Source organism: Aequorivita sinensis (genome assembly GCF_006346335.1).
GTDB classification, from domain to species: Bacteria; Bacteroidota; Bacteroidia; order Flavobacteriales; family Flavobacteriaceae; genus Aequorivita; species Aequorivita sinensis.
Map to the genome: position 1 here is coordinate 88,189 of NZ_VDMC01000001.1, position 25,672 is coordinate 113,860.

Genomic DNA, 25,672 nt, shown 5'->3' on the forward strand with positions numbered 1-25,672 from the left:
ATACAAATCATAAAGAGTATATTTGCACTTTAGAATGAATCTAAATATCTCCAAATAATTATGAGCATTTCAAAACAAAACATCCTTAAAGCTTTAGAGACAATAACAGTTTCTGGCGAAGGAAAAAATATGGTGGATAGCGGAGCTGTTCAGAATGTAGTAACTTTTGCCGACGAAGTTGTAGTAGATTTAAAACTAACTACGCCGGCTTTACATATAAAGAAACGTGCAGAAGCAGATGTAATTAAAACCATTCACGAAAAAGTGGATGCTAATGCAAAAGTACAAGTTAACATAAAGGTTGAAGCACCTCAGAAACCTCAAAACCCTAATCTTATTAAGGGGAAACCTATTAAGGGAATCCAAAATATAGTTGCTGTAGCCTCTGGAAAAGGAGGAGTAGGTAAATCTACTGTAACTGCAAATCTAGCTGTTACTCTTTCAAAAATGGGGTTCAAAGTTGGAATATTAGATGCTGATATTTACGGACCTTCTATTCCAATTATGTTTGACGTGGCAATGGAAAAACCACTATCTGTAAATGTTGAGGGTAAAAGTAAAATGAAGCCTGTTGAAAATTACGGAATAAAAATTCTTTCTATTGGCTTTTTCACGCAACCAGACCAAGCAGTAATATGGCGTGGACCAATGGCTGCAAAAGCGTTAAATCAGCTTATTTTTGATGCAGATTGGGGTGAATTAGACTTTATGTTATTAGATCTTCCTCCAGGAACTGGTGATATTCATTTAAGTATTATGCAATCGCTACCTATCACAGGTGCTGTTGTGGTTAGTACACCTCAAAACGTAGCATTAGCAGATGCTCGTAAAGGTGTTGCTATGTTTAGACAAGAAAATATCGACGTACCAGTATTGGGTATAGTTGAAAACATGGCATATTTTACACCGGCCGAACTTCCAAACAATAAATACTATATATTTGGAAAAGAAGGTGCTAAACATCTTGCTGAAGACTTAAAAGTTCCTTTCTTAGGTGAAGTTCCATTGGTTCAAAGTATTCGTGAAGCAGGAGATGTTGGAAGACCAGCAGCACTACAATCGGCTACACCAATTGAAGAAGCATTTGAAGCAATAACTCGTAATGTAGTAGAAGAAACAGTTCGTAGAAACGAAAACCTTCCTCCTACTGAAGCTATAAAGATTACAACAATGGCAGGTTGCAGCGCCGTAAAAAAATAATATGACAACGCAAGAATTAACTACAAAAGTACAAGAGGCATTGGACGAGATTCGACCATTTTTGCAAAACGACGGTGGTGATATATCACTGATTTCGATTGAAGATGATAAGGTGGTAAAAGTCCAATTACTGGGTGCTTGCGTAGGGTGTTCGGTTAACCAAATGACCTTAAAAAGTGGCGTAGAAATGACAATCAAAAAATATGCGCCTCAAATTGAGAAAGTCATAAACATATCTTAAGATTGACAATAGTCATTTATTAAACATTTTTTCCGAACTAATTTTGAAACAAAATTTAAGAGCACCTCTTTCATGATAAAAACTGATATTCTTATAATTGGCGCAGGACCTACTGGCCTTTTTACCGTATTTGAAGCAGGATTACTTAAACTGAAATGTCACCTTATAGATGCACTTCCACAACCAGGTGGGCAGTGTGCTGAGATATATCCTAAAAAACCTATCTACGACATTCCTGGATTTCCAGAAGTCTTAGCAGGAGATTTAGTGGATAATCTAATGAAACAAATTGAACCTTTTCAACCAGGCTTTACTCTTGGAGAAAGAGCTGATAAACTTGAAAAGTTAGATGATGGCACTTTTATAGTAACTACTAACAAAGGCACGAAACACCACGCTTCTATTGTTGCAATTGCAGGAGGATTAGGAAGTTTTGAGCCGCGAAAACCGGCTATTTCTAATCTTGCAGATTTCGAAGATAAAGGTGTAGAGTACATCATTCGTAACCCTGAATTATACCGCGATAAAAATGTGGTTATTTCAGGAGGAGGTGACTCTGCTTTAGACTGGAGTATTTTCCTAACAAATGTTGCAAAAAGTGTAACCTTAATTCATAGAAGAAATGAATTTAGAGGAGCTTTAGACAGTGTTGAGAAAGTTCAAGAACTAAAAAACATCGGAAAAATAGAATTAATCACCCCAGCTGAAGTAGTAGGCTTAGTTGGAAATGATAAACTTGAAGAAGTTGTAATTAAACGTGGTGATGAGGTTTTCAATAGAGAATGCGACCATTTTATTCCTCTTTTCGGATTAGCACCTAAATTAGGGCCGCTTTCAGATTGGGGACTCGAAATTGAAAAGAATGCAATTAAAGTTGATAATTCTTTAGACTATCAAACCAATATCCCTGGCGTTTACGCTATTGGCGACATCAATACTTACCCTGGAAAACTGAAATTAATACTTTGTGGTTTTCACGAAGCAACACTAATGTGTCAAAGTGCTTACCAAAGAATTTTTCCGGATAAGCGCTATGTTATGAAATACACTACGGTTGGTGGAGTACAAGGTTTTGATGGCAGTAAGAAAGAAGCTCCAAAAGCCGTAATTAAAGCATTCGACTAATCTTCAAAATTTTATCTGTGCAGTTTTATTATTCTAAACAGATAAGTCTGATTTATCTTTATGAAAGACATTAAAATTAAAATAACAGACCGCGAAGGAACAACTCACGTAGTTGATGCTCCTACCGATATGAATATGAATGTTATGGAAGTAGTTCGTTCGTACGAGCTAGCTCCTGAAGGGACAATTGGTGTTTGTGGAGGAATGGCAATGTGTGCGTCTTGCCAGTGCTACGTAATGAGCGATCACGAACTACCAGAAATGAGTTATGATGAAGACCTTATGCTTGCAGAGGCCTTTAACGTGAAAGATAATAGCCGTCTTGGATGTCAGATATTTATCAATGAAGAGCTCGACGGTTTAGAAATAGAATTAGCTCCTGAGGCTTAATCAGCTATTCTGTTTTATAGTCAATAAGTTTTTGAGGTCCTTCTAGCAGTAACTTCTTAACTTTTAAGGTGCCATCGGCTGTGGTTGAAATTTGCCATTTGATAAGTGAAATTTCGCCATTTTCTATCTCTAAGCCTGTTATACTTCGAGGATGAACACAACTTCCATCGTTAAACAGTGCTATATCTCCAGGCTCTGGAAAGCGCGGCCTATGGGTATGACCCATAATTGTAAAGATGTTTTTATTCTCTACGATCCATCGTTTGGTGCGTCTTTCTACTTTAATTAATTCTTTATAGTTTTTTGCAGGACTAGTAGGATCACCTATTCCAAAAACTTGAAGTTGCCGCCATAGCACTCGAACCATAAACCTATTGATTTTCCAACCCACATAGTTCATCCAATCGGTTTGATGCCCGTGAACCATAAAAATCTCTTGTTTGGTAGTTTCGTGTTCTAGAATTAAGCCTTCTGTAATTTTAATACCAGGGAATAATGGAGCGTCTTTTCCCGTAATTTTATCAAAATAGGTAAAGAGGTTTTTCTCTACATAACTTTCATTTTGATAAACCATATCGTGGTTTCCATACAGCCTATAAAGCCTCCCTTCATTATAGAAAAGCTTCATTAATTCATACACGTTTTGATGTGCTTCGAAAATATCTTTAAAAGAAATATTTTCCCAAAGTTCATCCCCATCACCTAACTCGCAATAAGTAAATCCGTTTTTGTAATAATTTTGAAGTGCGTGAAAGTAGATATTTCGGTTGTTTGCAAACTCATCGGCAAAACTATTATCGCCGCGATGGCAATCACTAAAAATTATAAATTTTGAATCATCATTGAATGTAACCCGTCGGGCGGTGTTATAGGCACGGTACATTCGAGATTTTGACGACATACTGTAAATGTTTTTTTAAAGATACAATTAGTATGTGAAAGGTGTGTAAAATAAAAAAGCTTCCCAAAATTTGGAAAGCTTTTTAATAAATTTACCATTAGTTTAAAATTAAATTTTCCCCATGTATCGGACAATAATTCCATTTACCTGAATAGAGTTTATCGTCATTTGGACATCTTTTCTCTAACAATAAGCTACTTAATGGTAACTCAATTGTTTTGTTAAACTCAGAAAGTGTAATTTCCAAATTTTTACTATCTAAAGGATTTATAGGTAGAACTTCGTTTCCTCGTATACTTTTAAATAGTATAAAATGAATATTACTTCCCATTTGCCCCAACATGTTGGCAATCATTGGTTGCATAATCATTATAAAATTTGAAAAATCTGACGAGATTTCTTCTTCTGAAGCAACCATTAAATTCTCACCTCTATAATGAATAGTCAGATTATCAATAACATCTTCCCTAGAATAGTATGTAACTCCACCAAAATGTCCTATTTCACCCTGTGTAACGGCGAATAGTTCAAAATTTTGAAACATTTTAAGCAACTCCTTATAGTCTTCTTCACTAACCGTTGAATCTTGAGCATATGAAACACCCCAAAACTCTCTAGGAAGCCACCAAACAAACTCCAACATTTTAGGGTTATCACTGAAGTATTGAGTTTCAGTTAAAAAAGCATCTAAACTTACATTTTCAAAGGGTTTCTTTTGAGCAAATGCTTGAATTCCAAAAAAAATTAAAATTCCAAAGGCAATATTTCTCATCTATTTAAAAGCATTTAAGCCTGTAATATCTAGACCTGTAATCAATAAATGAATATCGTGGGTTCCTTCGTAAGTAATTACACTTTCAAGGTTCATTGAGTGACGCATTATACTGTATTCACCAGTAATACCCATTCCTCCAAGCATCTGCCTAGCTTCGCGAGCGATATTGATAGCCATATCCACATTATTACGCTTTGCCATAGAAATTTGTGCACTTGTTGCTGTTCCAGCATCACGCATTACCCCTACTCTCCAAGCTAATAATTGTGCTTTTGTAATTTCGGTAATCATTTCGGCAAGTTTTTTCTGCTGAAGTTGGAATTGCCCAATTGGCTTCCCAAATTGCATTCTTTCTTTTGAATAACGTAAGGCAGTGTCATAGCAATCCATTGCAGCTCCAATTGCACCCCAAGCAATACCGTAACGCGCAGAATCAAGACAGCCAAGTGGCGCACCTAATCCTGATTTGTTTGGAAGTAAATTTTCTTTTGGAACTTTTACATTATCAAAAATAAGCTCACCTGTTGCTGAAGCACGAAGCGACCATTTATTGTGTGTTTCTGGAGTAGAAAAACCTTCCATTCCACGCTCAACGATTAAACCGTGAATACGACCTTCTTCGTTTTTAGCCCAAACAACTGCAACCTGAGCAAATGGAGCGTTACTAATCCACATTTTTGCACCATTTAAAAGATAGTGGTCACCCATATCTTTAAAGTTGGTAGTCATTCCACCTGGATTACTTCCGTGATCTGGTTCAGTTAAACCAAAACATCCCATCCACTCACCTGATGCAAGTTTTGGCAAGTATTTTTTACGTTGTTCTTCAGTACCATATTTGTATATTGGATACATAACTAATGAAGATTGTACAGATGCTGTACTACGAACACCACTATCGCCGCGTTCTATTTCTTGCATTATTAATCCATAAGAAATTTGGTCTAGGCCGGCACCACCGTACTCTACGGGTATATAAGGACCAAAAGCACCAATTTCGGCAAGTCCACCGATAATTTGTTTAGGAAACTCTGCTTTTTGAGCGTATTCCTCTATAATTGGAGATACATCACGCTTAACCCACTCGCGAGCAGCTTGACGCACTAGTTTATGTTCGTCTGAAAGTAATTCGTCTAGATTGTAATAATCTGGAGCTTCGAATAAATCTGGTTTCATGTATTTATAAATTTAAAGGAATACAAATTTAGAAATCAGAACCATATAGACCTACATTTTCAGGTAAAATTCATTAACTAAGCTAATGTATTCTTCAGTATACTTGTGTCGTGAAGTTTCTATGGTAAGATTTTCAATTTTCGGTGTCGATTTTTCAAAAGAAAACGCTATCAAACTCCTTTTTTCTTGAGAAGTTTCATTTCCTTTTACTCGACAAATTCGCTTTGCGAAAAGATTCTCTTGTTCTGCTAGCTTTAAAAAACCTTCTTCCTCTTTTCGAGGAATAACAACAGCAAAAATTCCTTCTTCTGAAAGTAATTGTGAAGCACTAAAAATTAATTCATCAAATGGAAGTGAATCGTTGAATCGTGCAAGGTCACGCGATTCGTCGGATGTTTTATAGTCTTCAGAATAGAATGGCGGGTTGGAAACAATAAGATCGTATTTATCTTCTATTTCCTCTATAAACTCTCCTAAGGAAGCGTGGTAGCAGAATAGTCTATCGCCCCAAGGTGAATTTTCAAAATTATCAACGCATTGTTCGTAGGCGTTGTCGTCTACTTCTAGAGCATCAATCATTTCGGCATCAGAACGCTGGGCAAGCTGCAAAGCTATAACTCCTGTACCTGCACCAATATCTAAAATTGAAAATGGATTGTTTTCAATTGAAACCCAAGCTCCAAGCAAAACTCCGTCTGTACCTATTTGCATGGCACATCGATCTTGCTCTATCGTAAATTGTTTGAATTGAAAGGGCTTGTTCATTTAATTCTGAATTTTTAATTCTGAATTCAGAATTATAAATACATTTCAATTAGTCCTTCAGGAACATCTAGCAGGATAGTTTTATTTTCTCGATCTACATTTTTTATAAAATGATCGATCATAGGAATTAATATCTCTATTCCTTCGCGGTCTATTTCAAATAATGCCTGCGAAGTTGTATCGTTTACTCCAGTAATTTCACCGATTTTCCCAAAAGACTCATCTTCTGCGGTGAAACCGATAATCTCGTGGTAGTAGAATTTATTTCCTGTTAACTCTGGTAAAAATTCCAAAGGCAGGTATAGATGAGCACCAATTAAAGCGTTGGCTTCCTCTTCGTTAGTAACATCTTCAAAACGCACACGCAATAATTCGCTTTTGTGCAGTGAACTTTCTTCAATAAAAAATGGAATCAGGTTTTTGCGTTGTTCCACAAAAACCGATTCCATTTCGGTAAAGAGTTCAGGTTCGTCCGTATCTAATTTTACGAGTAACTCACCTTTAAAGCTGTATTTCTTAACGATTTTGCCCAAGTAGAAGCAATCCTCCTTTTGCATCGTTATAAAAATTAAGCTTCTTTGTTGTCTTCTGTTTCAGTTTCAGCAGTTGCTTCAGCCTCTTCAGTAGCCTCTTCTTCAGGAGCAGCAGCAGCGGCAGCTTCAGCAGCACGCTTATCACTAACAGCCTTTTCAGCAGCAAGTTTTTCAGCTTTCACTTTTTCTTGAGCTTCAGTAAGAGTTGCTTTTTTCTTGTCGATAGACTCTCTTTTAGATTCCAACCACTCGTTGAATTTAGCTTCAGCTTGCTCTTCAGTTAAAGCACCTTTACGAACACCACCAGCAAGGTGATTTTTCATTAAAGCCCCTTTGTAAGAAAGAATAGCACGAGCCGTATCTGTAGGTTGAGCTCCGTTTTGAAGCCATTTTACAGCTAGGTCCACATTAAGGTCAATCTGTGCTGGGTTGGTTGTTGGATTGTAAGAACCTATTTTTTCTAGGTATTTACCATCTCTTTTGCTACGGCTGTCTGCCGCAATAATCCAGAAATAAGGTTTCCCTTTCTTTCCGCGTCTTTGTAGTCTTATTTTTACTGACATTTTAAAAAATTATTTTTTAGGGTTCACGACCCCGGTTATAATTAAGGACGGCAAAGATAATATATTTTCTTTTTGAAATTCAATCAATTAAAGTTTTTCTTTTACATTTGTCTAATTCACTTCATAATAACATCACCAATGAAAAAAATCCTACTTGTCTTACTTTCAGCTTTCTTTATCATTTCTTGTGAAGATACTAAAGTAACAGATTCTGCTTTGCAAGCCAATATTGATAATAATCTTTACATGGCTGCAGATGCTCGCGCTTCAGTAAACGACGATGGCACATTAACCATTTTGGGTTCTTCTCAAAATGAAGGTATGACGATTAAACTATCAAGTTTAGCAGAAAACAGCTATACAATTGGTGAAGGTTCTTCCAACTTTGCTATGTATGAAGGTCCAGGTGGAAGTGTTTACACTACCTTGCCAGATGGTGAGGGAATGGTAACTATATCTGAAGTAAATGAAGTAAACAAAACTATTTCGGGTATATTTCACTTTAACGCTATTCTCCCAGGCATAGATACAATTTACGTTTCTAACGGTACATTGTTCGATATACCTTATAACAATAGCTCCGAACTTGATCCCGTTAACGCAGGAACCTTTTCCGCTAAGATTAATGATAATGAATTCCTTCCATTTATAGTTTCGGCTAGAAAAACTACTCATAGAATATCAATTTCAGCAAACAACGTGAATTCAAAAATCACTTTAAACTTTAAACCAGACGTATCAACTGGAAATTACGCCTTACCTAATGCCACAGTACAAGCAATTTATACAAATGCCGATGGCTCTAAGACAACAAGAGAAGGTGTAGTAAGCTTAAGCGAACATAATACTTCAGAAAAAACCATGAAGGGCACGTTTAGTTTTAACACTGATAACACACTTATTACTGAGGGGAAATTTAACATTACATACAAATAAACCCCTTAAAGACTCTTATTACATTAAACCTTCTTAAATGATACTAAGCTTAGGTTAAAAATTCTTTTATCACCTTTATTCATGGTATATTGGGGTATATCCCAATGAAGTTGAGCAGTTGTCTTTATTAGGAATTCAGAAATAAAACGACTGTATAATTTAAAATGAATGATGATGAAGTTTACTGAAAAGATGTCGAATAAATTAAATGAATTGTTAGAGAAGAACTATGATGCCGAAAAGGGTTATAAAAAAGCTGCAGAAAAAGTGGACAACACAAAACTGAAGCAATTCTTTAACGAACAAGCTCAAAAACGTTACAATTTTGGTCACGAATTAAAGAGCGAAATTAAAAACTACGGTGAAACTCCTGAAAAAAGTGGTAGTACAACCGGAGCATTACACAGAACTTGGATGGATATTGAAACTGCCTTTTCTTCAAATAATGAGAAAACAATTTTAGGCGAAGTTCAAAAAGGTGAAAAAGCTGCAATTGAAGAGTACAACGAAGTAATTAAAGACACTACGTTACCACCTACAACGCAGAAAATTTTGACCAACCAGCGTGACACCATCGATACTGCATGGCAAAATGCTAAGAATTTTGAATCCATTATTGCTTAATAATATTTTTGAAAAAGAAAGATTGAAACCGTTCGAGGAAATTTCCTCGAACGGTTTTCTTTTGTGAACAATTCGTTAGACTTTTATTTCACAATAGCGGTTGATTTTTCTATTTTTACTTTTTTGAATTCCATCCTTCGACTTCGCATAGGCAATACATTCAAAATTTAATTTCGTCAATCTAAAACACTCAATTTCAATGTATTTAATATTCGATACAGAAACCACTGGCTTACCTAAACGCTTTAATGCTCCAATAAGCGACACCGATAATTGGCCACGTTGTATACAGATTGCTTGGCAGCTCCACGATGCCATGGGAAATGTAATTGAGCACCAAGATTTTTTGGTGAAACCTGAGGGTTTCAACATTCCATTCGACGCAGAAAAAATTCACGGAATTTCTACCGAATTAGCGGAAGCCGAAGGTGTAGCTTTAGAGGAAGTAGCTGAGAAATTCAACATTGCACTTTCAAAAACAAAATTTGTCGTTGGTCAGAATGTTGGGTTTGATGTAAATATTATGGGAGCGGAATTCTACCGCTTAGGGATTGACACCCCATTGACCACCCTCCCAGTTTTAGATACTTGTACCGAAACTACAGCTCAACTTTGTCAGATTCCTGGTGGACGTGGTGGAAAGTTTAAACTACCTACATTAACCGAGCTTCACGAGTTTTTATTTAACACACCTTTTTCTGAAGCGCACAACGCAACTGCCGATGTGGAGGCAACAACACGTTGCTTTTTCGAATTGGTGCGTCGACAAGTTTTTACAGCTGAAGAACTTGATGTTCAACCAGATTATTTTGAGAAATTTTCAAAAGAAAACCCTCAAACAATCGAGCTTATAGGATTAAAACATATTAATCTTCAAAAAGCTTCACAAAAAATTCGGGAGCAAATACAAGCTTTATCAGAAACTGAAGAAATTTCTTCAGAAGAAATAAAAGAAAACATTGCCACTTTAGAAGATGTGCCATTTGTGCATCTTCATAACCATTCACAATTTTCAATTCTTCAATCTACTTCTAGCACTCAAGATTTAGTGAATGCCGCAGTAGAAAATAACATGCCTGCAGTAGCCCTTACAGACACGGGGAATATGATGGGAGCGTTTCATTTTGTGCAATCGGTTAACAATTACAACAAAAACCTAACAGAAGAAAATAAACACAAGGCATTAAAAGGAATTGTGGGCTGCGAATTCTTTGTTTGTGAAGATCACTTAAACAAATCGCATAAAGACAATGGCTATCAAATTGTATTGCTTGCAAAAAACAAAACAGGCTATCACAATTTAGCAAAAATGGCTTCTATAGCCTATACTGAAGGATTTTACTACGTACCGAGAATCGACAAGAAAATTATTGAAAAATACAAAGAAGACATTATTGTTTTAACGGGAAGTCTTTACGGTGAAGTCCCTGGCAAGATTTTAAATATTGGAGAAGCTCAAGCTGAAGAAGCACTGCTTTGGTGGAAAGAACAGTTTGGCGACGATCTTTACGTTGAAGTTATGCGTCACGACCAAGAAGATGAAAGACGCGTAAACGATGTTTTGATTGCTATGGCAAGAAGAAACAATGTGAAAATTGTAGCCTGCAACAACACCTATTATATTAAAAAAGAAGACGCCAATGCACACGATATTTTATTGTGTGTAAAAGATGGCGAAAAACAAGCTACTCCAATTGGTAGAGGTCGTGGTTATCGTTACGGTTTACCGAATCAAGAATATTACTTCAAAGATTCTGAAGAAATGAAAGCGCTTTTCAAGGATCTTCCTGAAGCAATTTTAAATATCGAGGAAGTAGTTTCAAAAATTGAACCTTTCTCATTACACCGAGATGTACTTCTTCCTAATTTCGGAATTCCTGATGAATTTTTATCTGCTGAAGATGCTGATGGTGGTAAAAGAGGGGAAAATGCATACCTCCGCCACTTAACCTATTTAGGCGCAAAAAGACGTTATCCAGAATTATCTGAGGTAACGCTAGAGGAACTAACAGACAAGGAACTTCCTGAGGATGCCTCAGACCGAATAAAAGAAATTAGACAACGTTTAGATTTCGAACTTGAAGTTATCGCCAATACAGGCTATCCGGGTTACTTCTTGATTGTTCAAGACTTTATTGCTGAAGCCCGAAAAATGGGGGTTTCGGTTGGTCCAGGCCGTGGTTCGGCTGCAGGTAGTGCAGTTGCCTATTGTTTAGGAATTACAAATATCTGCCCAATAGAATACGATTTACTTTTTGAGCGCTTCTTGAATCCAGATCGTGTAAGTATGCCCGATATCGATATTGACTTTGATGATGAAGGCCGAAGCAAGGTTATGGATTACGTAATTAATAAATACGGAAGTAACCAAGTAGCTCAAATTATCACCTATGGTACAATGGCGGCAAAATCATCCATCCGCGATACCGCGCGAGTGCTTGATTTACCATTAAATGATGCTGATAGGATTTCAAAACTTATCCCTAATATGACTAAGCTGAACAAAATTTTCGGCTTAAGTCCTGCAGAGTTAAAAGCTCGCTTTAGAAGTGACGATCTTCCAAAGGTGAATGAACTTTTAAACCTTTCCGAAGGAAGTGATTTGGAAGCGCAAACAATAAATCAAGCAAAAATTCTTGAAGGATCTGTTAGAAACACCGGAATTCACGCTTGTGGCGTAATTATTACTCCAAGTGATATTACAAACTTCGTCCCCGTTTCCACGGCAAAAGACAGTGATTTATACGTTACCCAATTTGACAACTCCGTAGTAGAAAGCGCTGGATTGTTGAAGATGGACTTCTTAGGATTAAAAACACTTACCCTTATAAAAGACACCGTAAAGATTGTCAAGCATAGGCACAATATAGATTTAGACCCTGATAGTTTTCCTCTCGACGACGAAAAAACCTACGAACTTTTCCAAAGAGGTGAAACCGTAGGGATATTCCAGTATGAATCTGCAGGGATGCAGAAATATATGAAGGAATTAAAGCCTACAGTTTTTGCAGATTTAATTGCAATGAACGCTTTGTATCGTCCAGGACCTATGGACTACATTCCTAGCTTCATTAAAAGAAAACACGGGGAAGAGGAAATTGAATACGATCTACCTGCAATGGAGGAGTATTTAAAGGAAACTTACGGAATTACTGTTTACCAAGAGCAGGTGATGTTGCTGTCCCAAAAACTTGCTGGCTTTACAAAAGGTGAAGCCGACGTTTTACGTAAAGCGATGGGTAAAAAGCAGAAAGCAGTACTAGACAAAATGAAGCCGCAGTTTATTGCACAAGCTTCTGAAAAAGGTCACGATGCAGAGAAACTTGAAAAAATCTGGAAAGACTGGGAGGCCTTTGCGAGTTATGCGTTTAACAAATCGCACTCTACTTGCTATGCTTGGATTGCTTACCAAACGGCATACTTAAAAGCCCACTACCCTGCTGAATATATGGCTGCCGTGCTTTCAAACAATATGAACGACATAAAGCAAGTCACCTTCTTTATGGACGAATGCAAGCGAATGGGCATGAAAGTATTGGGGCCAGATGTAAACGAATCTTTTCACAAATTTACGGTAAACGATCAAGGCGCTATCCGTTTTGGGATGGGTGCCATTAAAGGTGTTGGGGGAAGTGCAGTAGCTACAATTGTAGAAAACAGGAAAGACGGTAAATACAAATCTGTTTTCGACTTGGCGAAGCGCATAGATCTTCGCGCTGCAAATAAAAAAGCTTTTGAAAACTTAGCCCTAGCGGGTGGTTTTGACAGTTTTGATACACATCGAGCTCAATATTTACACGATTCGGGTGACGGAACAATGTTTATTGAGAAAGTATTGCGATATGCCGCTAAATACCAAGAAACACAGAACTCATCGCAAGTAAGCTTGTTTGGAGATGCAAGTGAAGTTCAAATTCCAGAGCCCGAAGTACCACCATGTGAAGAATGGGGTACTATGAAAAAATTAAAACAAGAACGCGAAGTGGTAGGGGTATACATTTCTGGTCATCCATTAGACGATTTCAAAATAGAAATGAACAGTTTTACCAATTGCAAGGTATCGGATTTCAATAATCTCGACAATTTCTTAAATAAAGAAATGACTTTTGGCGGTGTGGTTAGCGATGTGCAACACAGAGAATCTAAGGCCGGGAAAGGATGGGCTATTTTTACTGTTGAAGATTATGACGACAGTTACGAATTCAAGATTTTTGGAGAAGATTACTTAAAGTGGCGTCACTTTTTGGTTCCCAATAGCTTTATTTATGGACGCGTTTTTGTAAAAGAAGGTTGGACCAACCGCGAAACAGGCAAAAAAGGAGAGCCTCGTCTTCAGTACAATAGTTTTCAACTGTTACACGATATAATGGAAACACAAGGTAAAAAACTAACCCTTACCCTTCCATTAACCGATGTTAAAGATGGCCGCATTGATAAACTTAAAGATTTAGTAAAAACCCATAAGGGCGAGAAGCAGTTGTATTTTGTGGTTTTTGAAAAAGACGAGAAGATTCTTCTTGAAATGCCAAGTAGAACACATAAAATCAACATCTCTAAAGAGTTGTTAGACGAACTTGACAGAGAGCAAGTTCATTATAAGCTCAATTAGAAGAAGAATCTGTTAGGTTTTTCGTAGGCTGACGTCTGAGTACAAAACAACAATAGAAATAAACAATACTTGCATTTCCTAAACATATATTAAGAAGTGTTTTATAGCGAAAAAAATAACTATTTTTGAAATTCATTAAAAATTAAGATTATGGCATTAGAAATAACAGACGCAACATTCGAAGAAACAGTTTTAAAAAGCGATAAGCCTGTATTGGTTGACTTTTGGGCAGCCTGGTGTGGACCTTGCCGAATGGTAGGACCAATCATTGAGGAAATAAGCAAAGAATATGACGGGAAAGCTGTTGTAGGAAAAGTTGACGTAGATGCAAACCAAGAGTTTGCTGCAAAATACGGTGTAAGAAACATCCCAACTGTTTTGGTATTCCAAAATGGTGAAGTAGTAGGACGTCAAGTAGGCGTTGCTCCTAAAAATGTTTATGCAGAAGCGATTGATTCACTTTTGTAATCATTAAGCAAAAAAATAAATCACTAAAAGGCTTGGCATATCGCTAAGCCTTTTTTTATATTAGTAGAATGTCTGGTCGAGCGCAGTCGAGACCTCATTAAAAAATAACAAGTATCAAAAACCTCTCGACTGCGCTCGAGGGGACAGAGCAATAAATATGAAAAAAACAGATAAAGTACAGGATAAAATTGAAAACAAACTATTGGAGGAACGCAAAGTATTCCTTTGGGGAATGGTGGACGACAAAAGTGCCAAACACGTTGTAGATAGGTTATTGTACTTAGACGCCTTAAACCACGACGAAATTAAGTTTTATATCAATAGCCCAGGAGGCTATGTAACTTCAGGTTTTTCTATCTATGATATGCTGAAGGAAATTAAAAGCCCCGTTTCAACAATTTGTACAGGATTAGCAGCTTCAATGGGTAGTATTTTACTATCTGCAGGTGAAAAAGGCAAGCGATTTATTCAGCCACACGCTAGAGTTATGATTCACCAGCCCAGCGGTGGAGCTCGTGGAGTTGCAAGCGATATTGAAATTACTGCTCAAGAAATTTTAAAAACAAAAGAAATAAGCGCTAGAATTCTAGCAGATAATTGCGGACAAGATTTTGAAAAAGTAATGAAAGACTTCAACCGTGATCATTGGATGGACGCTGAAGAATCAGTAGCTTACGGGATAGTAGATGGAATTTTAAAATAATTCTTTAAATACATTTTCGGTATAAAACTTGAAAATAGATTGAAAATATAAATCATATAAAAAAACAAACATGAAAAAGACATTATTCGTTTGTGGTATAGCCATGATAACATTGGTTGGCTGTAAAAATGAAGAAAAAAAAGAAGTAATTAATGCAGAAACCATTGATGAAGTAGTTTCGGATGTTGTGGACGAGCACAATTCTCAAAACTCACTAGACTGGTCTGGTGTTTACGAAGGAACGCTTCCATGTGCAGACTGCGAGGGTATTAAAACAGTTATTGAACTAAAAGAAGACAATACCTACACAATCTCTCAAACCTACCTTAAAGGCCCAGAAAACACCGAAGAATTTAAAAATAACGGTACTTTCTCTTGGGATGAAGCAGGATTAAAAGTAATTCTAAAAAATGGTGAAGAAACTTCACAATATAAAGTAGGCGAAAACCAAATTACAATGCTTAACGCTAACGGAGAGATGGCAGAAGGTGAATTAGCTGATTTTTATATTTTGAAGAAAAAATAAAATACAAGCTTTAAAATAAGTCCTTTTTTATAATCTTTATGATACGAGTAAATCTTGTGTCATAAAGATTATTAATTAATAGCTATTACTAAGTAATTACAAAATCACCTATTATTATAAAACTGTTTTTACGCGCAGATTCAGTAAATTAAATACCTATTCAACTTTGCTCTGATTGACAATATGGATATAGAAAAAGAAATAAATGAGATTGTAGGTTTTAAAAACCTCGAGCTACTTGCAAAACAAGTGGTAGAAGGCTTTATTTCTGGACTTCATAAAAGTCCGTTTCACGGATTTTCCGCAGAATTTGCAGAGCATAAAATTTACAATAATGGCGAAAGCACCAAGCATATAGATTGGAAGTTATTTGCCAAAACGGATAAACTCTATACTAAGCGCTACGAGGAGGAAACAAATTTGCGATGTCACTTAATTGTAGACAACAGCAGCTCAATGCACTACCCAAAACTCAAGCAGTTTAACATCAACTCATTAAACAAAATTGCATTTTCTGTTTTAGCTTCAGCAGCAATTATGAATTTAATGAAACGCCAACGTGATGCCGTTGGGTTAAGTATTTATAGTGATGAATACGAATTTTACGCATCGGAAAAAGGAAGCGAGCGCCATCATCAAATGTTGCTTCAAAAGCTAAATGAAGCCTTGCTTTCACCTAAAGAGAAAGCACAGACCAAAACCTATGAGCATCTGCATTTAATTGCTGAAAAGCTCAAGAGACGTTCTTTAGTGTTTCTATTTACCGATATGTTTCAAAATGACACTGAAGAAGAAAAACTATTTGAAGCACTTCAACATTTAAAATACAACAAACACGAAGTAATTTTATTCCATACTTTCGATAAGAAGCGGGAAGTAAATTTCGATTTTTCCAATCGCCCTAAACGTTTTGTAGATGTTGAGACTAGCGAATATGTAAACCTTTACGCCGAAAACATAAAAGAGCAATACGAAGAAGCTGTTCAAAATTATTTTAAAGAACTAGAATTGCGTTGTGCACAATACCGTATAAAGTACGTTTTAGCAGATACCAACGAGAGCTTTAATAAGATTTTGACCACTTATTTGGTAGAACGGCAGAAGTTTGGATAATAAAGTATCGTCTACTATCGGTAGCAGTATGGTTTTTGTGAAATTTATACCGTTTGATACTCACTGAAAACTAGCGAATTGCAATTAAAAGAAATATTTTTTTAATTTTTTTCAAAAAATAGTTTGTGAAAACGAATTGGAGTAGTATATTTGCCACCGCTTAATACAGCAAGGAACAAGTTCCAAAATGTATTGGTAACAATTTTTCACAATGCCTAACTGTTGTTAGGGTCTCCCGAAAGGAAGATTGAAAAAATTGGTCTGGTAGTTCAGTTGGTTAGAATACCTGCCTGTCACGCAGGGGGTCGCGAGTTCGAGTCTCGTCCAGACCGCAACAAGAAGTTGTGTTGAGTCACTTTAAGGTGGCTTGTGGTTTAGAAATAGACCGATGAGAAGCTTTTCCACACGGAGAGGCTTTTTTTGTTTTAGGATAATTCTTAAATTACTTCAATCCTAAAAAATCTTTAAATATCTTCTAATAATATACCTTGTAGACAACAAGTAATTTGTCTAATTTTAAGATAAAATAAATTAACGGTTGTGAAAATAAGAAGTAAAAAAGTTGAGGGCATAATTTCTGAAATTATTGAACAATATACTTATGCAGATACATCGGAAAGACCTTGGATTATAGGATTTAGTGGTGGAAAAGATTCTACAGTTTTATTAACATTAGTATGGATTGCTTTAAGACGAATTAGGGAAGAGTTTCCGAATCCTTTTCAATTAAAAAGGCCTGTCCATGTTGTTTGTAATGACACTATGGTTGAAAACCCTATTATAGCGACTTACGTTGATGAAGTATTAGCAAAAATTCAAGTTGCAGCAAGAGAACAAGATTTACCCATTTTTGTAAAAAAAACTACCCCAAAGTTGGATGAATCATTTTGGGTTAATGTTATTGGACGAGGTTATCCAGTTCCCAATAATACTTTCAGATGGTGCACAGACCGATTAAAAATCAGACCAACTTCAAATTTCCTCCATGAGCAAATCGACGAAAAAGGTGAGGCCATTGTGTTATTAGGTACACGCTACGAGGAAAGTAAAACGCGTGAACGCTCAATGAAGAAACACGAACAAGAAGGAAGTCGTATTTCAAAACATCCAACAAGCTTAAATACCTATGTTTACTCTCCTATAAAAAAGTTAATGCTTGAAGAGGTGTGGTATATAATTAATGCTGTTGACTCTCCTTGGGGTTTTGACAACTCTGTTCTTTTCCAAATTTATTCTGATGCAAGTGCTGATGATTACGAATGCCCAACAGTAGTTACCAATAAAAAACATAGTTCTTGTGGACAAAGTCGTTTTGGTTGCTGGACTTGTACCGTTGTTAAAGAAGATAAATCAATGTCCTCACTTGTGAAGAATGGTGAAGAGTGGATGTTACCCCTTCTAAAATTCAGAAATGACTTAGTTGAAAATAGAAACATTAGCGAAAATCGTTCTGATACGCGAAGAAACGGAATGCCAGCTGTTACTGAAGATGGACATAACCAAGGTAATTACAACCATACATACATGATAAGAATGTTAAGGGAATTACTGGAAATCCAAAGAGAAACTCAAAAAATAAAACCTGAAATAACGCTTATTACGAATCAAGAATTGATTGCAATTCAAGTGATTTGGAATAGAGATGGTTTCTTCGACATTACTGTTAGTGAAATTTATAGAAAAGTATTTGATAAAGAACTTTCAACAAACAACCTTAAAACATTAAGTCAAACTGAAAGAAGACTTTTAAGTGAAGTTTGTAAAGACGAACCAAGTCATTATGAGTTGATCGATAATTTAATCGCATTACAAGAATCAAAAACTTTATTGGTTTCGAAATATGGAATCCATAGCGATGTTGAAAAAAGGATTGAAGATTTTGTAAAAAAGATGGACCATGAGAATTAATAGAATTGCCTTAAATAATTTTAGAGGATACGGTTCAAGTGAAATTAAGTTCACTAAAAATAAAGATAAGAACATATCAATCATTGCTGGTAAAAATGGATTTGGAAAAACTACATTCTTAACATCATTAATATGGGTAATGTATGGTTCTTTAATGCGACAAGTTGAGGACAAATATAAACGCGATATTCAAAATCTTGGTGGCTATGAAAACTACTTGAAAGATAGTGTAAACCATTCCGTGGTAAATAAATTTGAAGCAGGAGAAATTAAGGACGCTAAAATGAGTGTTGAGCTTGAACTCGCTGATGTACTTATCCCATCCATTCCATGCAAGAAAGTTATAATTAAACGCTCTTTTAGTTATAAATCCAACATAGAAAGCTTATCAATTCTGATCGATGGCCAAGAAAATGAATTAACGAAAGAAGTTGGGTATGATATCTTCATCAATGATTTTATTTTACCTCGTGAAATTGCTAAGTTTTTCTTCTTTGATGCTGAAAAAATTGTTTCGCTTGCTGAAGCTAAAACGAAAAACGAGTTGAGAAGTTTAAGCAGAGCTTATTCTGAAGTTCTTGGAATTAAGAAATATGAGGATTTAAAATACAATCTAAATACGCTCTTAACAAAATTAAAAAGGGAAGGTGTTACAGGTGTTAATAAAGAAAAACTTGACCAACTGGTTGAAAAAGATGACGAGCTAAGAAAATTAATTGAACTAAACGAAAGCAAACAACAGGAAATCGAACAAGGTTTAGAAAACAACCAGGTTAAGATTGACAATATTCAAGAAAAACTCATTCGTGAAGGAAATGAAATCACAATTGAAGAACTGTTAGCGCTTAAAAGTAAAAGAAGTGAACTGCAAAATGATTTAGTTGAAGCAAGAAGCCATCTCAAAGATGTAATGGATATAGTACCTTTAGCTATCGCAGAGAAACAATTTTCATTATTAATCGAGCAACTCAAAAAAGAAGCGTCTGCAAGGAAAATAAGTGCAAATAGTGAGTTTGTACTAGAAGAAATAAAAAACTTTTCTAATTCTATAAAGCGAAAACTTGCTAAACTCCCGTCATTTAAAGAAAATCAAAAAGAAATAGAAAAAGCTGTTACAGAACTTGAAAAGGAAAGATTCAAAGATGTTTCAAAAGATAAAATTGAGATTCTTTTAAATTATTCCGAAGAGGAAACGCAAGACATTATTGCAACATATAATTACGTCACAACATCATTCAAACAACAATTTGAAATGATTACTAAAAGTGAACGTGATATACGTCAGCATATTGGTAGATTAAATAGAAAGATAAAACAATCTGAATCTAAAAAAGGAAACCCAATTGCCCAACAACTTAGAGCTGATAAAGAAGAATTAAAAGAGGCTATTGATAAAGCACAGGAGAAGAAAGAAAAATTGTTGCAGGAATTAGGTAAATTAAAGGCCGAGTTTAATTCAAATGCAAAAGTTCTGTCAGAATATGAAAAGAAGTTTAATCTTATTGAAATAGATCAAAAGAAATATGTCACCACTCAGAAGCTTTTAGATCAAATAAATAAATTAACTGTGCGCATTAAGGAAGAAAAGAAATATGCACTTGAAAAGTCTATCTTAATTGGTCTACAAAAATTAATGCACAAAAAAGACTTTATATCAAGAGTGAATATTCTAATTGAAAATGACATAATGGATATTGAGTTAATTAAGCCTGACGGTAAAGTCAGAGACAAAGACTCAATGTCAAAAGGTGAACAACAATTATATGCTACTGCCCTACTTAAAGCTTTAGTAGATGAATCAAAAATAGAGTTCCCTATATTCATTGACAGTCCGCTGCAGAAATTTGATTTAGAACATTCCGGCAATATTTTAGAACAGTTTTACCCAACAATTTCTGAACAAGTAGTTCTTTTCCCTTTATTAGAAAAAGAGCTAACACAAAAAGAATATGCTTCTTTATTACCAAGTGTAAATGACACCTACCTCATTCAAAACAAAAAAGGTGTTTCAGAAATAGAAAAGGTAAACCCTAAAGAGTTATTTAAGAAATTTAATCTACAAACACATGATCTCGCATATTAGAACCAGCAAAGAAAATAAGGAGCTAGTTACGGAACTCACCAATAAGCACAGTTTAGGTGCAGAAAATGTTATCGCACGTTTGGCAATTGCACATTCCTTGAAAGAAGGAAAAAAATTAGATTTAAAGAATCTTGCTGACTCAGGTGGAAAAGAATATTCTCGTAAAGTCTTATTTGGTGATTATGAAAACATTTATTTGGGAATGATTTGTAATTTGTATGGAATTCAAAGGAATGATAAAAACTTGGGGAGATTGGTTAAGTTACATTTGGATGAAGGGTTGGATTTAATAAAAAAAATGACAGAAAAAAAATCAAATTTACTTTATGAAAAATAAAATAACTTTTCTACGATTAAAAATTTACTTCAATTGGCTGTTAATAAATGTTGGATTTTGCTTACTACCTATATTGATAAGCTACCTTCTTTCAGAAGATTTAAATGATAACATTGTATCCAGCTCTATATCTTATTCATTTACTTTACTTATAGTAAGCCTATACTTATTTGATAGGTTTTCTGAACCTGAAAGTTCTTTTAAATGGTTCGGTATATTAGTGTCTTTTATACTAATAGCTTTTTTTATTATTTATCCAGAACTCTTAAATGATTACCATAAAAATTTCTTTCGTAAAAATATGATGATTATTCTGCTCATTATAATAGCTACAGCATTATTTTTTTCATTTTTGTTGAATCTTAAGCCAATGAATGAGTCGGCTGAAAAACTAGCAGAATCTAAAAAATTTGTTAAAGCTAGAGAAACATCTCAGAATATAGATGAATGGATCAACTCTCAAAAAACAAAAAAGCAATAATGATTAATAAAATTGACTACACAACAATCGAACTTTTTAAAGTTACTCAGAAGGAAAAGTCTTTTTATGTAGGTAAAATTAAAGCGAAAGATTTGCTAGAAGTTTATACCGTTAGACCGGCTATATATGATATTGAGAAAAATGCTGCTCTAGCAGACTCCTTTCCAAATGAAAAAGAATATTACACTCATTTGATAAGTTCTAATAAAGCAGCAATTACTGATAAAGATTTTCAAAGAAAGTTTACAGACAGTAGAGTAAACGAAGTGAAAAAATTTCTTGAAGAAGAAGAGTATGCTTTTTTCCCCAATACAATCATAGCAAACTGTGACCTAATTAATGATATTGATGATTTAGGTATTGATGAAGACTCATCAATTGAAAGTTTTAAAAACACAATAAATATTCCTAACCATCTTAGTTTTTTTCAAAGGCAAGGTAGTAATTTCAAATTACATATACCAAAAACTAATGGTTCTGTTTTAATTATAGACGGACAGCATAGACTCGAAGGATTAAAAAAAGCAAGTAAGGATATACAAGACGGTTATGAACTAATAATTGCCTTTATTATTGGCTATGACAGATCTGTTATAGCACAACAATTCTATACAATCAATTATCAACAAAAACCTGTAAATCGTTCTTTGTTATACCACCTGATGGGAGAGTTTAGTTCAAACCTAGATGAATTATCGTTTATCCACAAGGTTGTCAAAGCACTAAATGAACTTGAGCATAGTCCATTTTATAAAAGAGTTAAAATGCTTGGAGTAACCCCTCAAAATATAAATCAAGAAGACAAAAAACTTCTATCTATATCACTAGCTTTTTTAATAGATTCTTTATCAAGAAGTGTAAATCCAAACATTAGCTCTGGAATATATCAACCTATTTTCAGATACTACTATCTAAATAAAAATTACCAGGTAGAGATTATTAAGTTCTTAATGAACTTTTTTTCGGCGGTAAGAGAAAAATCCGATGGATGGGAAAAGCCTTCAGATTATCTTTTATCTAAAGGAATGGGTGTAGGTGCATTAATAAAATTGCTTTATCTAATTTTTCCTAAAATATTTATTGAAGAATGGAAAGGTGATCCTGGAAAAATAAAGGAAACTACGACTACCGATATAATTAGATATCTGGATGGACTCGAAAATGTCGATTTTAGTAAAGAAGGACCTTTTGGTGGAGTTGGTAGTGCAGGAAGTGTGAATAAAATAAAAGAAGCTTTAGTCCAAAATATAGTTCTTTTTGACACCTCATCTTACGAGGAATTTGAAAAAGAATATAGAGATAAAAATAGTGTACTTCAAAAATATAAAACGTGGCTTACCAAGAATATCTAATCAAACTAAGCTTCCGATGAAAATGAACATGTTTTTTTATTAAAACTAGACAATAAGAATTAATTAGGTAATAACTCTATTAGAAATAGTATAACTCAAAAGAGATTATTAATTTAAAGACTTAAGGGATAGTGTCCTTTAAATTAATAATCTCAAGACAAAATCAGCTAAATAAGTAAACCTTGTTTAACTTACTGTCTCATTAAATCAACAAACAAATAACTCGAATTCATCAAATTATCATTTTCCCATTCCTCTTGAATATATTGAAGTCCGCCATTTGCATAACTTTCAATAAAGTCAATAATATCACTTACAACCTTATTGATTTCCTTTTCTTCCATATCTTCTAAATCGTTCCAGTCAAATCCAATTTCCTCAGAACGACTAAAAATAATCATCAGTAAGAAGTCAACTAAACTTGAATCTCTTTTCCATTTACCTATTTCAACGAAGTCTTGAGTTAGGTTTCTTGGAGGAAGTGGCAACTTCAATCCTTTTTTCAAACCTAATCGAAAAGCATATATATATAATTCATAAAGAGGTCCAAATTGACTGTATTCAGATTTGGACTGTCCTTTGTTAGCAAAAGCTTCCATTACAGGAATTCTACTTTTAGCGTATCTAGGCTTTTTTACAAGTATTAAACTTCTAAATTCTTGTGCGTTCATTTTAATTTTGTTTGAGTTGTTACTAAATCAATTTGTTCAGAATTCTCTGGAACATGATTTACATACATGGTTTTAACAATATCGTCTTTAAGTAATCTTTTTCCGAGCTCGTTAATTTTCATATCATCTTCTCGCTTGTATAGTTCTTTTACTAATACAATACTTTGAGGAAATACATTTCCAATTGCATCAAAAAATCCTTCCGTAAACCCTTCTCCAAATGCAGATATTGGCGCATCTGCTAAGAGTGGATAATTGTATTCACTATTATTTGCAGAAATGATAGCCATTACAACAGAGAATTTCTTCATACGTTGAAAGCCTTCTGAACTACCGTGGACGTTATTTCCATTACTATCAATATAATTGAAATTAATTGAGCCGTTAGGATTCTTTTCAAATTTTAAAATCCCTCCTGATAAATCGTTATTTTTAATTAAATTTTTAAAGTGAATGTTGGCGTGTTTTTCTAAAAGATTAATCATCCCATCGAAAACCCTTTCTTTGGCATTTTGAGCTGCCTCTTCAAGATCATTCAAAACTTCATAATTCTCATTATATCCTGACGGAATATCATTGGTTTTATTCAGGTTTTTAATTTCCTCTTCAACTGCCTTTAATTCTTTTTTAAACTTACTTATTTTTGGAAGAATAATATCACTGATTTTACCATTAGCATTCTCCATCCTCCTAACTGCGCCATTATAATTACTAATCACTTCTTGCGCTGTTAATTCGGCATCATGACCCGAAATTAAAATAGAACTACGGTCATCCTCTAAAGATTTTATTTGCTTTCTTAACTTCTCAATGCTATTCTTAAGCTCTTCATCCTTTTCTTTCGTTTTAATTATAGACTCCTCAATATTATCAAATTTTGTATAAAAAGGTTGTGCATTAATTTGAATATCTCCAAAGAAATTCTTTAAATCATTCTTTACAAATGCCTGTTCTGTTTGTTTATCCTTAGGCCTGCTTTTTAACTTTAATAAGTTTTGATATTCTGGCGTACCTTCTTTTGCTTCTCTATTACAGACATAACAATGTTCATCATCAATCATATTTTGTAAAGAAACTGAGTCAGGGGAGTTTTCAGGTAAGAAATGGAAGTATTCATTAGGATTTTCCTCAACACTTTTTAATGCTTTTTTTTCATATCTTCTTTCAATGTACCGGTCATTTAATTCTCGAAACTTCTGCACTTCATCTTCAAACCCAAATGCAATCCAGGCAAAATTCCCATCGAAAAAGCGATTATTTATTCTATCCAGGAAGTTCTCAAATTCTTCTTTCTTATCTCTAAGCTTTTTTCTTAACGGCTTTAGTTTATCATCAAATTCTTTTCTTTTCTCCGCATTTGCATACTCCTTATCTAATTCGATTTTTTCCTTTTCTGCAGCATCAAAAGTATCTTTCCATTCTTGTAACTTCTCTTGTTCATGCTCTAATTTATGTTCTATATTTTCTTTCTCCTTTACAGCATTATCAAACCTTTCGTTATCTGCATTGTTCGCTTTCATTTGATTCTGTAAATCATTGAAGGCTTTCTTTTTAAACCCAGCTAACAATTCATGAATTTCCTCATATCTTTTTATATCTGTCAGGTTCTCAACAGCTTCTTCTATACTCTCTTTTTTACTAAAGTCAATGATGTCATCAACCTCCTCTCCTTGTAGAAAAGAATACTTTCTAAAAGCGGGCATTATTAATCGATCAATGATTTGCCTCTTCTCGGATTCATCATAAACTGGTTTGTACCTCTGTAAAACAAGCTCTGTTCGATTAACCTCTATATCGTTGATCATAAACTGCCAACTACTCTCATTCGTTATAGACTCGCTTATTCGTGTAGCAGTAAAAGATTTTATAATTTGATATTTATAGCGTGTTCCGTAAGTGTATTCAATCAAAATTCCACAATCAACTCTTGAACCTATCGGAGTTTCGTTTTTTGCTTTATCTGACAGAATTTTAACACCTGCATTCTTGACATTCACCTTTTGTTTTGTATCAGAATCTAGTATTTGATCATAAAACAACCATAAAAAAGCATTGAAAAACTTCGACTTTCCTGCGCCGTTATCTGCAACAATTATGTTTACCCCTTCCTCTAAATCATAACTATTATCATTAAAGTCACCATAGTAATTAAAAAAATTTTTAAACGAAATCTTATTTAAAATTGAAGCCAT

24 protein-coding genes and 1 tRNA gene are annotated in these 25,672 nt (G+C 34.7%); 17 read left to right on the top strand and 8 right to left on the bottom strand.

Annotated features, from left to right (window positions below; translation table 11 throughout):
* The first annotated feature begins 60 nt into the window (after positions 1-60).
* From FHP04_RS00405 to FHP04_RS00420, 4 genes are all read left to right on the top strand, one after another.
* Positions 61-1,200 carry an Mrp/NBP35 family ATP-binding protein gene (locus tag FHP04_RS00405; RefSeq protein ID WP_139853858.1) on the top strand — a complete coding sequence of 380 codons (1,140 nt, stop codon included), beginning with the start codon at positions 61-63 and terminating at the stop codon, positions 1,198-1,200.
* A 1-nt stretch (position 1,201) separates the two neighbouring features.
* Positions 1,202-1,441: a NifU family protein gene (locus tag FHP04_RS00410; protein ID WP_139853859.1), complete on the top strand. Its 240-nt coding sequence runs from the start codon at positions 1,202-1,204 to the stop codon at positions 1,439-1,441.
* 72 nt (positions 1,442-1,513) lie between these two features.
* Positions 1,514-2,566 (top strand): NAD(P)/FAD-dependent oxidoreductase, encoded by a 1,053-nt coding sequence (locus FHP04_RS00415; protein WP_139853860.1) that lies wholly within the window; start codon positions 1,514-1,516, stop codon positions 2,564-2,566.
* 60 nt (positions 2,567-2,626) lie between these two features.
* Entirely contained in the window at positions 2,627-2,956 is a 330-nt protein-coding gene (locus FHP04_RS00420) for a 2Fe-2S iron-sulfur cluster-binding family protein (protein ID WP_139853861.1), read from the top strand.
* Positions 2,957-2,960: 4 nt separating this feature from the next.
* On the opposite strand, the gene FHP04_RS00425 is transcribed toward FHP04_RS00420, so the two are convergent.
* The 6 genes from FHP04_RS00425 to FHP04_RS00450 all read right to left on the bottom strand — a co-directional run bounded on the left by FHP04_RS00425 (position 2,961) and on the right by FHP04_RS00450 (position 7,669).
* On the bottom strand, positions 2,961-3,857 hold the full coding sequence (locus FHP04_RS00425) for a metallophosphoesterase (RefSeq protein ID WP_139853862.1): 897 nt from the start codon (positions 3,855-3,857) through the stop codon (positions 2,961-2,963).
* A gap of 97 nt (positions 3,858-3,954) precedes the next feature.
* A complete protein-coding gene (locus FHP04_RS00430) occupies positions 3,955-4,629 on the bottom strand; it encodes a hypothetical protein (RefSeq protein ID WP_139853863.1) in 675 nt (224 codons plus the stop codon).
* Positions 4,630-5,808, bottom strand: coding sequence for an acyl-CoA dehydrogenase family protein (locus FHP04_RS00435; RefSeq protein ID WP_139853864.1), 1,179 nt, complete (start codon positions 5,806-5,808; stop codon positions 4,630-4,632).
* 51 nt (positions 5,809-5,859) lie between these two features.
* Positions 5,860-6,573, bottom strand: a complete 714-nt coding sequence (locus tag FHP04_RS00440) for a tRNA1(Val) (adenine(37)-N6)-methyltransferase (RefSeq protein WP_139853865.1) — start codon at positions 6,571-6,573, stop codon at positions 5,860-5,862.
* Between the two features lie 32 nt (positions 6,574-6,605).
* Positions 6,606-7,130: a ribosome maturation factor RimM gene (rimM, locus tag FHP04_RS00445; protein ID WP_139853866.1), complete on the bottom strand. Its 525-nt coding sequence runs from the start codon at positions 7,128-7,130 to the stop codon at positions 6,606-6,608.
* A gap of 11 nt (positions 7,131-7,141) precedes the next feature.
* A complete protein-coding gene (locus tag FHP04_RS00450) occupies positions 7,142-7,669 on the bottom strand; it encodes a 30S ribosomal protein S16 (protein WP_139853867.1) in 528 nt (175 codons plus the stop codon).
* Between the two features lie 138 nt (positions 7,670-7,807).
* Here FHP04_RS00450 and FHP04_RS00455 point away from each other — a divergent pair, with 138 nt between their 5' ends.
* The 13 genes from FHP04_RS00455 (at position 7,808) to FHP04_RS00515 (ending at position 22,809) form a co-directional block, all read left to right on the top strand.
* Complete coding sequence (locus FHP04_RS00455; protein WP_139853868.1) at positions 7,808-8,605, top strand: DUF6252 family protein; 798 nt, start codon at positions 7,808-7,810, stop codon at positions 8,603-8,605.
* A gap of 174 nt (positions 8,606-8,779) precedes the next feature.
* The gene (locus FHP04_RS00460; protein ID WP_139854404.1) at positions 8,780-9,229 is read left to right on the top strand and encodes a ferritin-like domain-containing protein; all 450 of its coding nucleotides are present in this window, start codon (positions 8,780-8,782) and stop codon (positions 9,227-9,229) included.
* A 199-nt stretch (positions 9,230-9,428) separates the two neighbouring features.
* Positions 9,429-13,838 carry a DNA polymerase III subunit alpha gene (gene dnaE, locus FHP04_RS00465; protein ID WP_139853869.1) on the top strand — a complete coding sequence of 1,470 codons (4,410 nt, stop codon included), beginning with the start codon at positions 9,429-9,431 and terminating at the stop codon, positions 13,836-13,838.
* 150 nt (positions 13,839-13,988) lie between these two features.
* The gene (gene trxA, locus FHP04_RS00470; RefSeq protein WP_068761863.1) at positions 13,989-14,306 is read left to right on the top strand and encodes a thioredoxin; all 318 of its coding nucleotides are present in this window, start codon (positions 13,989-13,991) and stop codon (positions 14,304-14,306) included.
* Between the two features lie 157 nt (positions 14,307-14,463).
* Entirely contained in the window at positions 14,464-15,009 is a 546-nt protein-coding gene (locus FHP04_RS00475; protein WP_139853870.1) for a ClpP family protease, read from the top strand.
* Between the two features lie 70 nt (positions 15,010-15,079).
* Entirely contained in the window at positions 15,080-15,535 is a 456-nt protein-coding gene (locus FHP04_RS00480) for a copper resistance protein NlpE (RefSeq protein WP_139853871.1), read from the top strand.
* Between the two features lie 183 nt (positions 15,536-15,718).
* A complete protein-coding gene (locus FHP04_RS00485; RefSeq protein WP_139853872.1) occupies positions 15,719-16,648 on the top strand; it encodes a DUF58 domain-containing protein in 930 nt (309 codons plus the stop codon).
* A gap of 258 nt (positions 16,649-16,906) precedes the next feature.
* Positions 16,907-16,980 (top strand) — tRNA-Asp (locus FHP04_RS00490).
* 208 nt (positions 16,981-17,188) lie between these two features.
* The gene (gene dndC, locus FHP04_RS00495; protein WP_218937250.1) at positions 17,189-18,556 is read left to right on the top strand and encodes a DNA phosphorothioation system sulfurtransferase DndC; all 1,368 of its coding nucleotides are present in this window, start codon (positions 17,189-17,191) and stop codon (positions 18,554-18,556) included.
* Entirely contained in the window at positions 18,546-20,639 is a 2,094-nt protein-coding gene (locus FHP04_RS00500) for an AAA family ATPase (RefSeq protein WP_139853873.1), read from the top strand. The genes dndC and FHP04_RS00500 overlap by 11 nt, the downstream gene beginning before the upstream one ends.
* Positions 20,623-20,976, top strand: coding sequence for a DndE family protein (locus FHP04_RS00505; protein ID WP_139853874.1), 354 nt, complete (start codon positions 20,623-20,625; stop codon positions 20,974-20,976). Before FHP04_RS00500 ends, FHP04_RS00505 begins: the two co-directional genes overlap by 17 nt.
* A complete protein-coding gene (locus tag FHP04_RS00510) occupies positions 20,966-21,457 on the top strand; it encodes a hypothetical protein (RefSeq protein ID WP_139853875.1) in 492 nt (163 codons plus the stop codon). Before FHP04_RS00505 ends, FHP04_RS00510 begins: the two co-directional genes overlap by 11 nt.
* Positions 21,424-22,809 carry a DGQHR domain-containing protein gene (locus tag FHP04_RS00515; protein ID WP_139853876.1) on the top strand — a complete coding sequence of 462 codons (1,386 nt, stop codon included), beginning with the start codon at positions 21,424-21,426 and terminating at the stop codon, positions 22,807-22,809. The genes FHP04_RS00510 and FHP04_RS00515 overlap by 34 nt, the downstream gene beginning before the upstream one ends.
* Positions 22,810-23,000: 191 nt before the next feature.
* Here the strand turns inward: FHP04_RS00515 and FHP04_RS00520 are convergent, their stop codons facing one another.
* Both FHP04_RS00520 and FHP04_RS00525 read right to left on the bottom strand, forming a co-directional pair.
* Positions 23,001-23,480: a hypothetical protein gene (locus tag FHP04_RS00520; protein WP_139853877.1), complete on the bottom strand. Its 480-nt coding sequence runs from the start codon at positions 23,478-23,480 to the stop codon at positions 23,001-23,003.
* Positions 23,477-25,672 carry an AAA family ATPase gene (locus FHP04_RS00525; protein WP_139853878.1) on the bottom strand — a complete coding sequence of 732 codons (2,196 nt, stop codon included), beginning with the start codon at positions 25,670-25,672 and terminating at the stop codon, positions 23,477-23,479. Before FHP04_RS00525 ends, FHP04_RS00520 begins: the two co-directional genes overlap by 4 nt.

Coding starts and splice junctions, on each gene's coding strand:
- FHP04_RS00425 (WP_139853862.1), bottom strand. CDS start 3,857: ATGTCGTCAAAATCTCGAATGTACCGTGCCTATAACACCGCCCGACGG.
- FHP04_RS00515 (WP_139853876.1), top strand. CDS start 21,424: ATGGATCAACTCTCAAAAAACAAAAAAGCAATAATGATTAATAAAATT.
- FHP04_RS00460 (WP_139854404.1), top strand. CDS start 8,780: ATGAAGTTTACTGAAAAGATGTCGAATAAATTAAATGAATTGTTAGAG.
- trxA (WP_068761863.1), top strand. CDS start 13,989: ATGGCATTAGAAATAACAGACGCAACATTCGAAGAAACAGTTTTAAAA.
- FHP04_RS00520 (WP_139853877.1), bottom strand. CDS start 23,480: ATGAACGCACAAGAATTTAGAAGTTTAATACTTGTAAAAAAGCCTAGA.
- FHP04_RS00455 (WP_139853868.1), top strand. CDS start 7,808: ATGAAAAAAATCCTACTTGTCTTACTTTCAGCTTTCTTTATCATTTCT.
- FHP04_RS00440 (WP_139853865.1), bottom strand. CDS start 6,573: ATGAACAAGCCCTTTCAATTCAAACAATTTACGATAGAGCAAGATCGA.
- FHP04_RS00505 (WP_139853874.1), top strand. CDS start 20,623: ATGATCTCGCATATTAGAACCAGCAAAGAAAATAAGGAGCTAGTTACG.
- FHP04_RS00405 (WP_139853858.1), top strand. CDS start 61: ATGAGCATTTCAAAACAAAACATCCTTAAAGCTTTAGAGACAATAACA.
- FHP04_RS00450 (WP_139853867.1), bottom strand. CDS start 7,669: ATGTCAGTAAAAATAAGACTACAAAGACGCGGAAAGAAAGGGAAACCT.
- FHP04_RS00480 (WP_139853871.1), top strand. CDS start 15,080: ATGAAAAAGACATTATTCGTTTGTGGTATAGCCATGATAACATTGGTT.
- FHP04_RS00420 (WP_139853861.1), top strand. CDS start 2,627: ATGAAAGACATTAAAATTAAAATAACAGACCGCGAAGGAACAACTCAC.
- FHP04_RS00475 (WP_139853870.1), top strand. CDS start 14,464: ATGAAAAAAACAGATAAAGTACAGGATAAAATTGAAAACAAACTATTG.
- FHP04_RS00500 (WP_139853873.1), top strand. CDS start 18,546: ATGAGAATTAATAGAATTGCCTTAAATAATTTTAGAGGATACGGTTCA.
- FHP04_RS00525 (WP_139853878.1), bottom strand. CDS start 25,672: ATGGCTTCAATTTTAAATAAGATTTCGTTTAAAAATTTTTTTAATTAC.
- FHP04_RS00415 (WP_139853860.1), top strand. CDS start 1,514: ATGATAAAAACTGATATTCTTATAATTGGCGCAGGACCTACTGGCCTT.
- FHP04_RS00430 (WP_139853863.1), bottom strand. CDS start 4,629: ATGAGAAATATTGCCTTTGGAATTTTAATTTTTTTTGGAATTCAAGCA.
- FHP04_RS00485 (WP_139853872.1), top strand. CDS start 15,719: ATGGATATAGAAAAAGAAATAAATGAGATTGTAGGTTTTAAAAACCTC.
- rimM (WP_139853866.1), bottom strand. CDS start 7,130: ATGCAAAAGGAGGATTGCTTCTACTTGGGCAAAATCGTTAAGAAATAC.
- dnaE (WP_139853869.1), top strand. CDS start 9,429: ATGTATTTAATATTCGATACAGAAACCACTGGCTTACCTAAACGCTTT.
- FHP04_RS00510 (WP_139853875.1), top strand. CDS start 20,966: ATGAAAAATAAAATAACTTTTCTACGATTAAAAATTTACTTCAATTGG.
- FHP04_RS00410 (WP_139853859.1), top strand. CDS start 1,202: ATGACAACGCAAGAATTAACTACAAAAGTACAAGAGGCATTGGACGAG.
- FHP04_RS00435 (WP_139853864.1), bottom strand. CDS start 5,808: ATGAAACCAGATTTATTCGAAGCTCCAGATTATTACAATCTAGACGAA.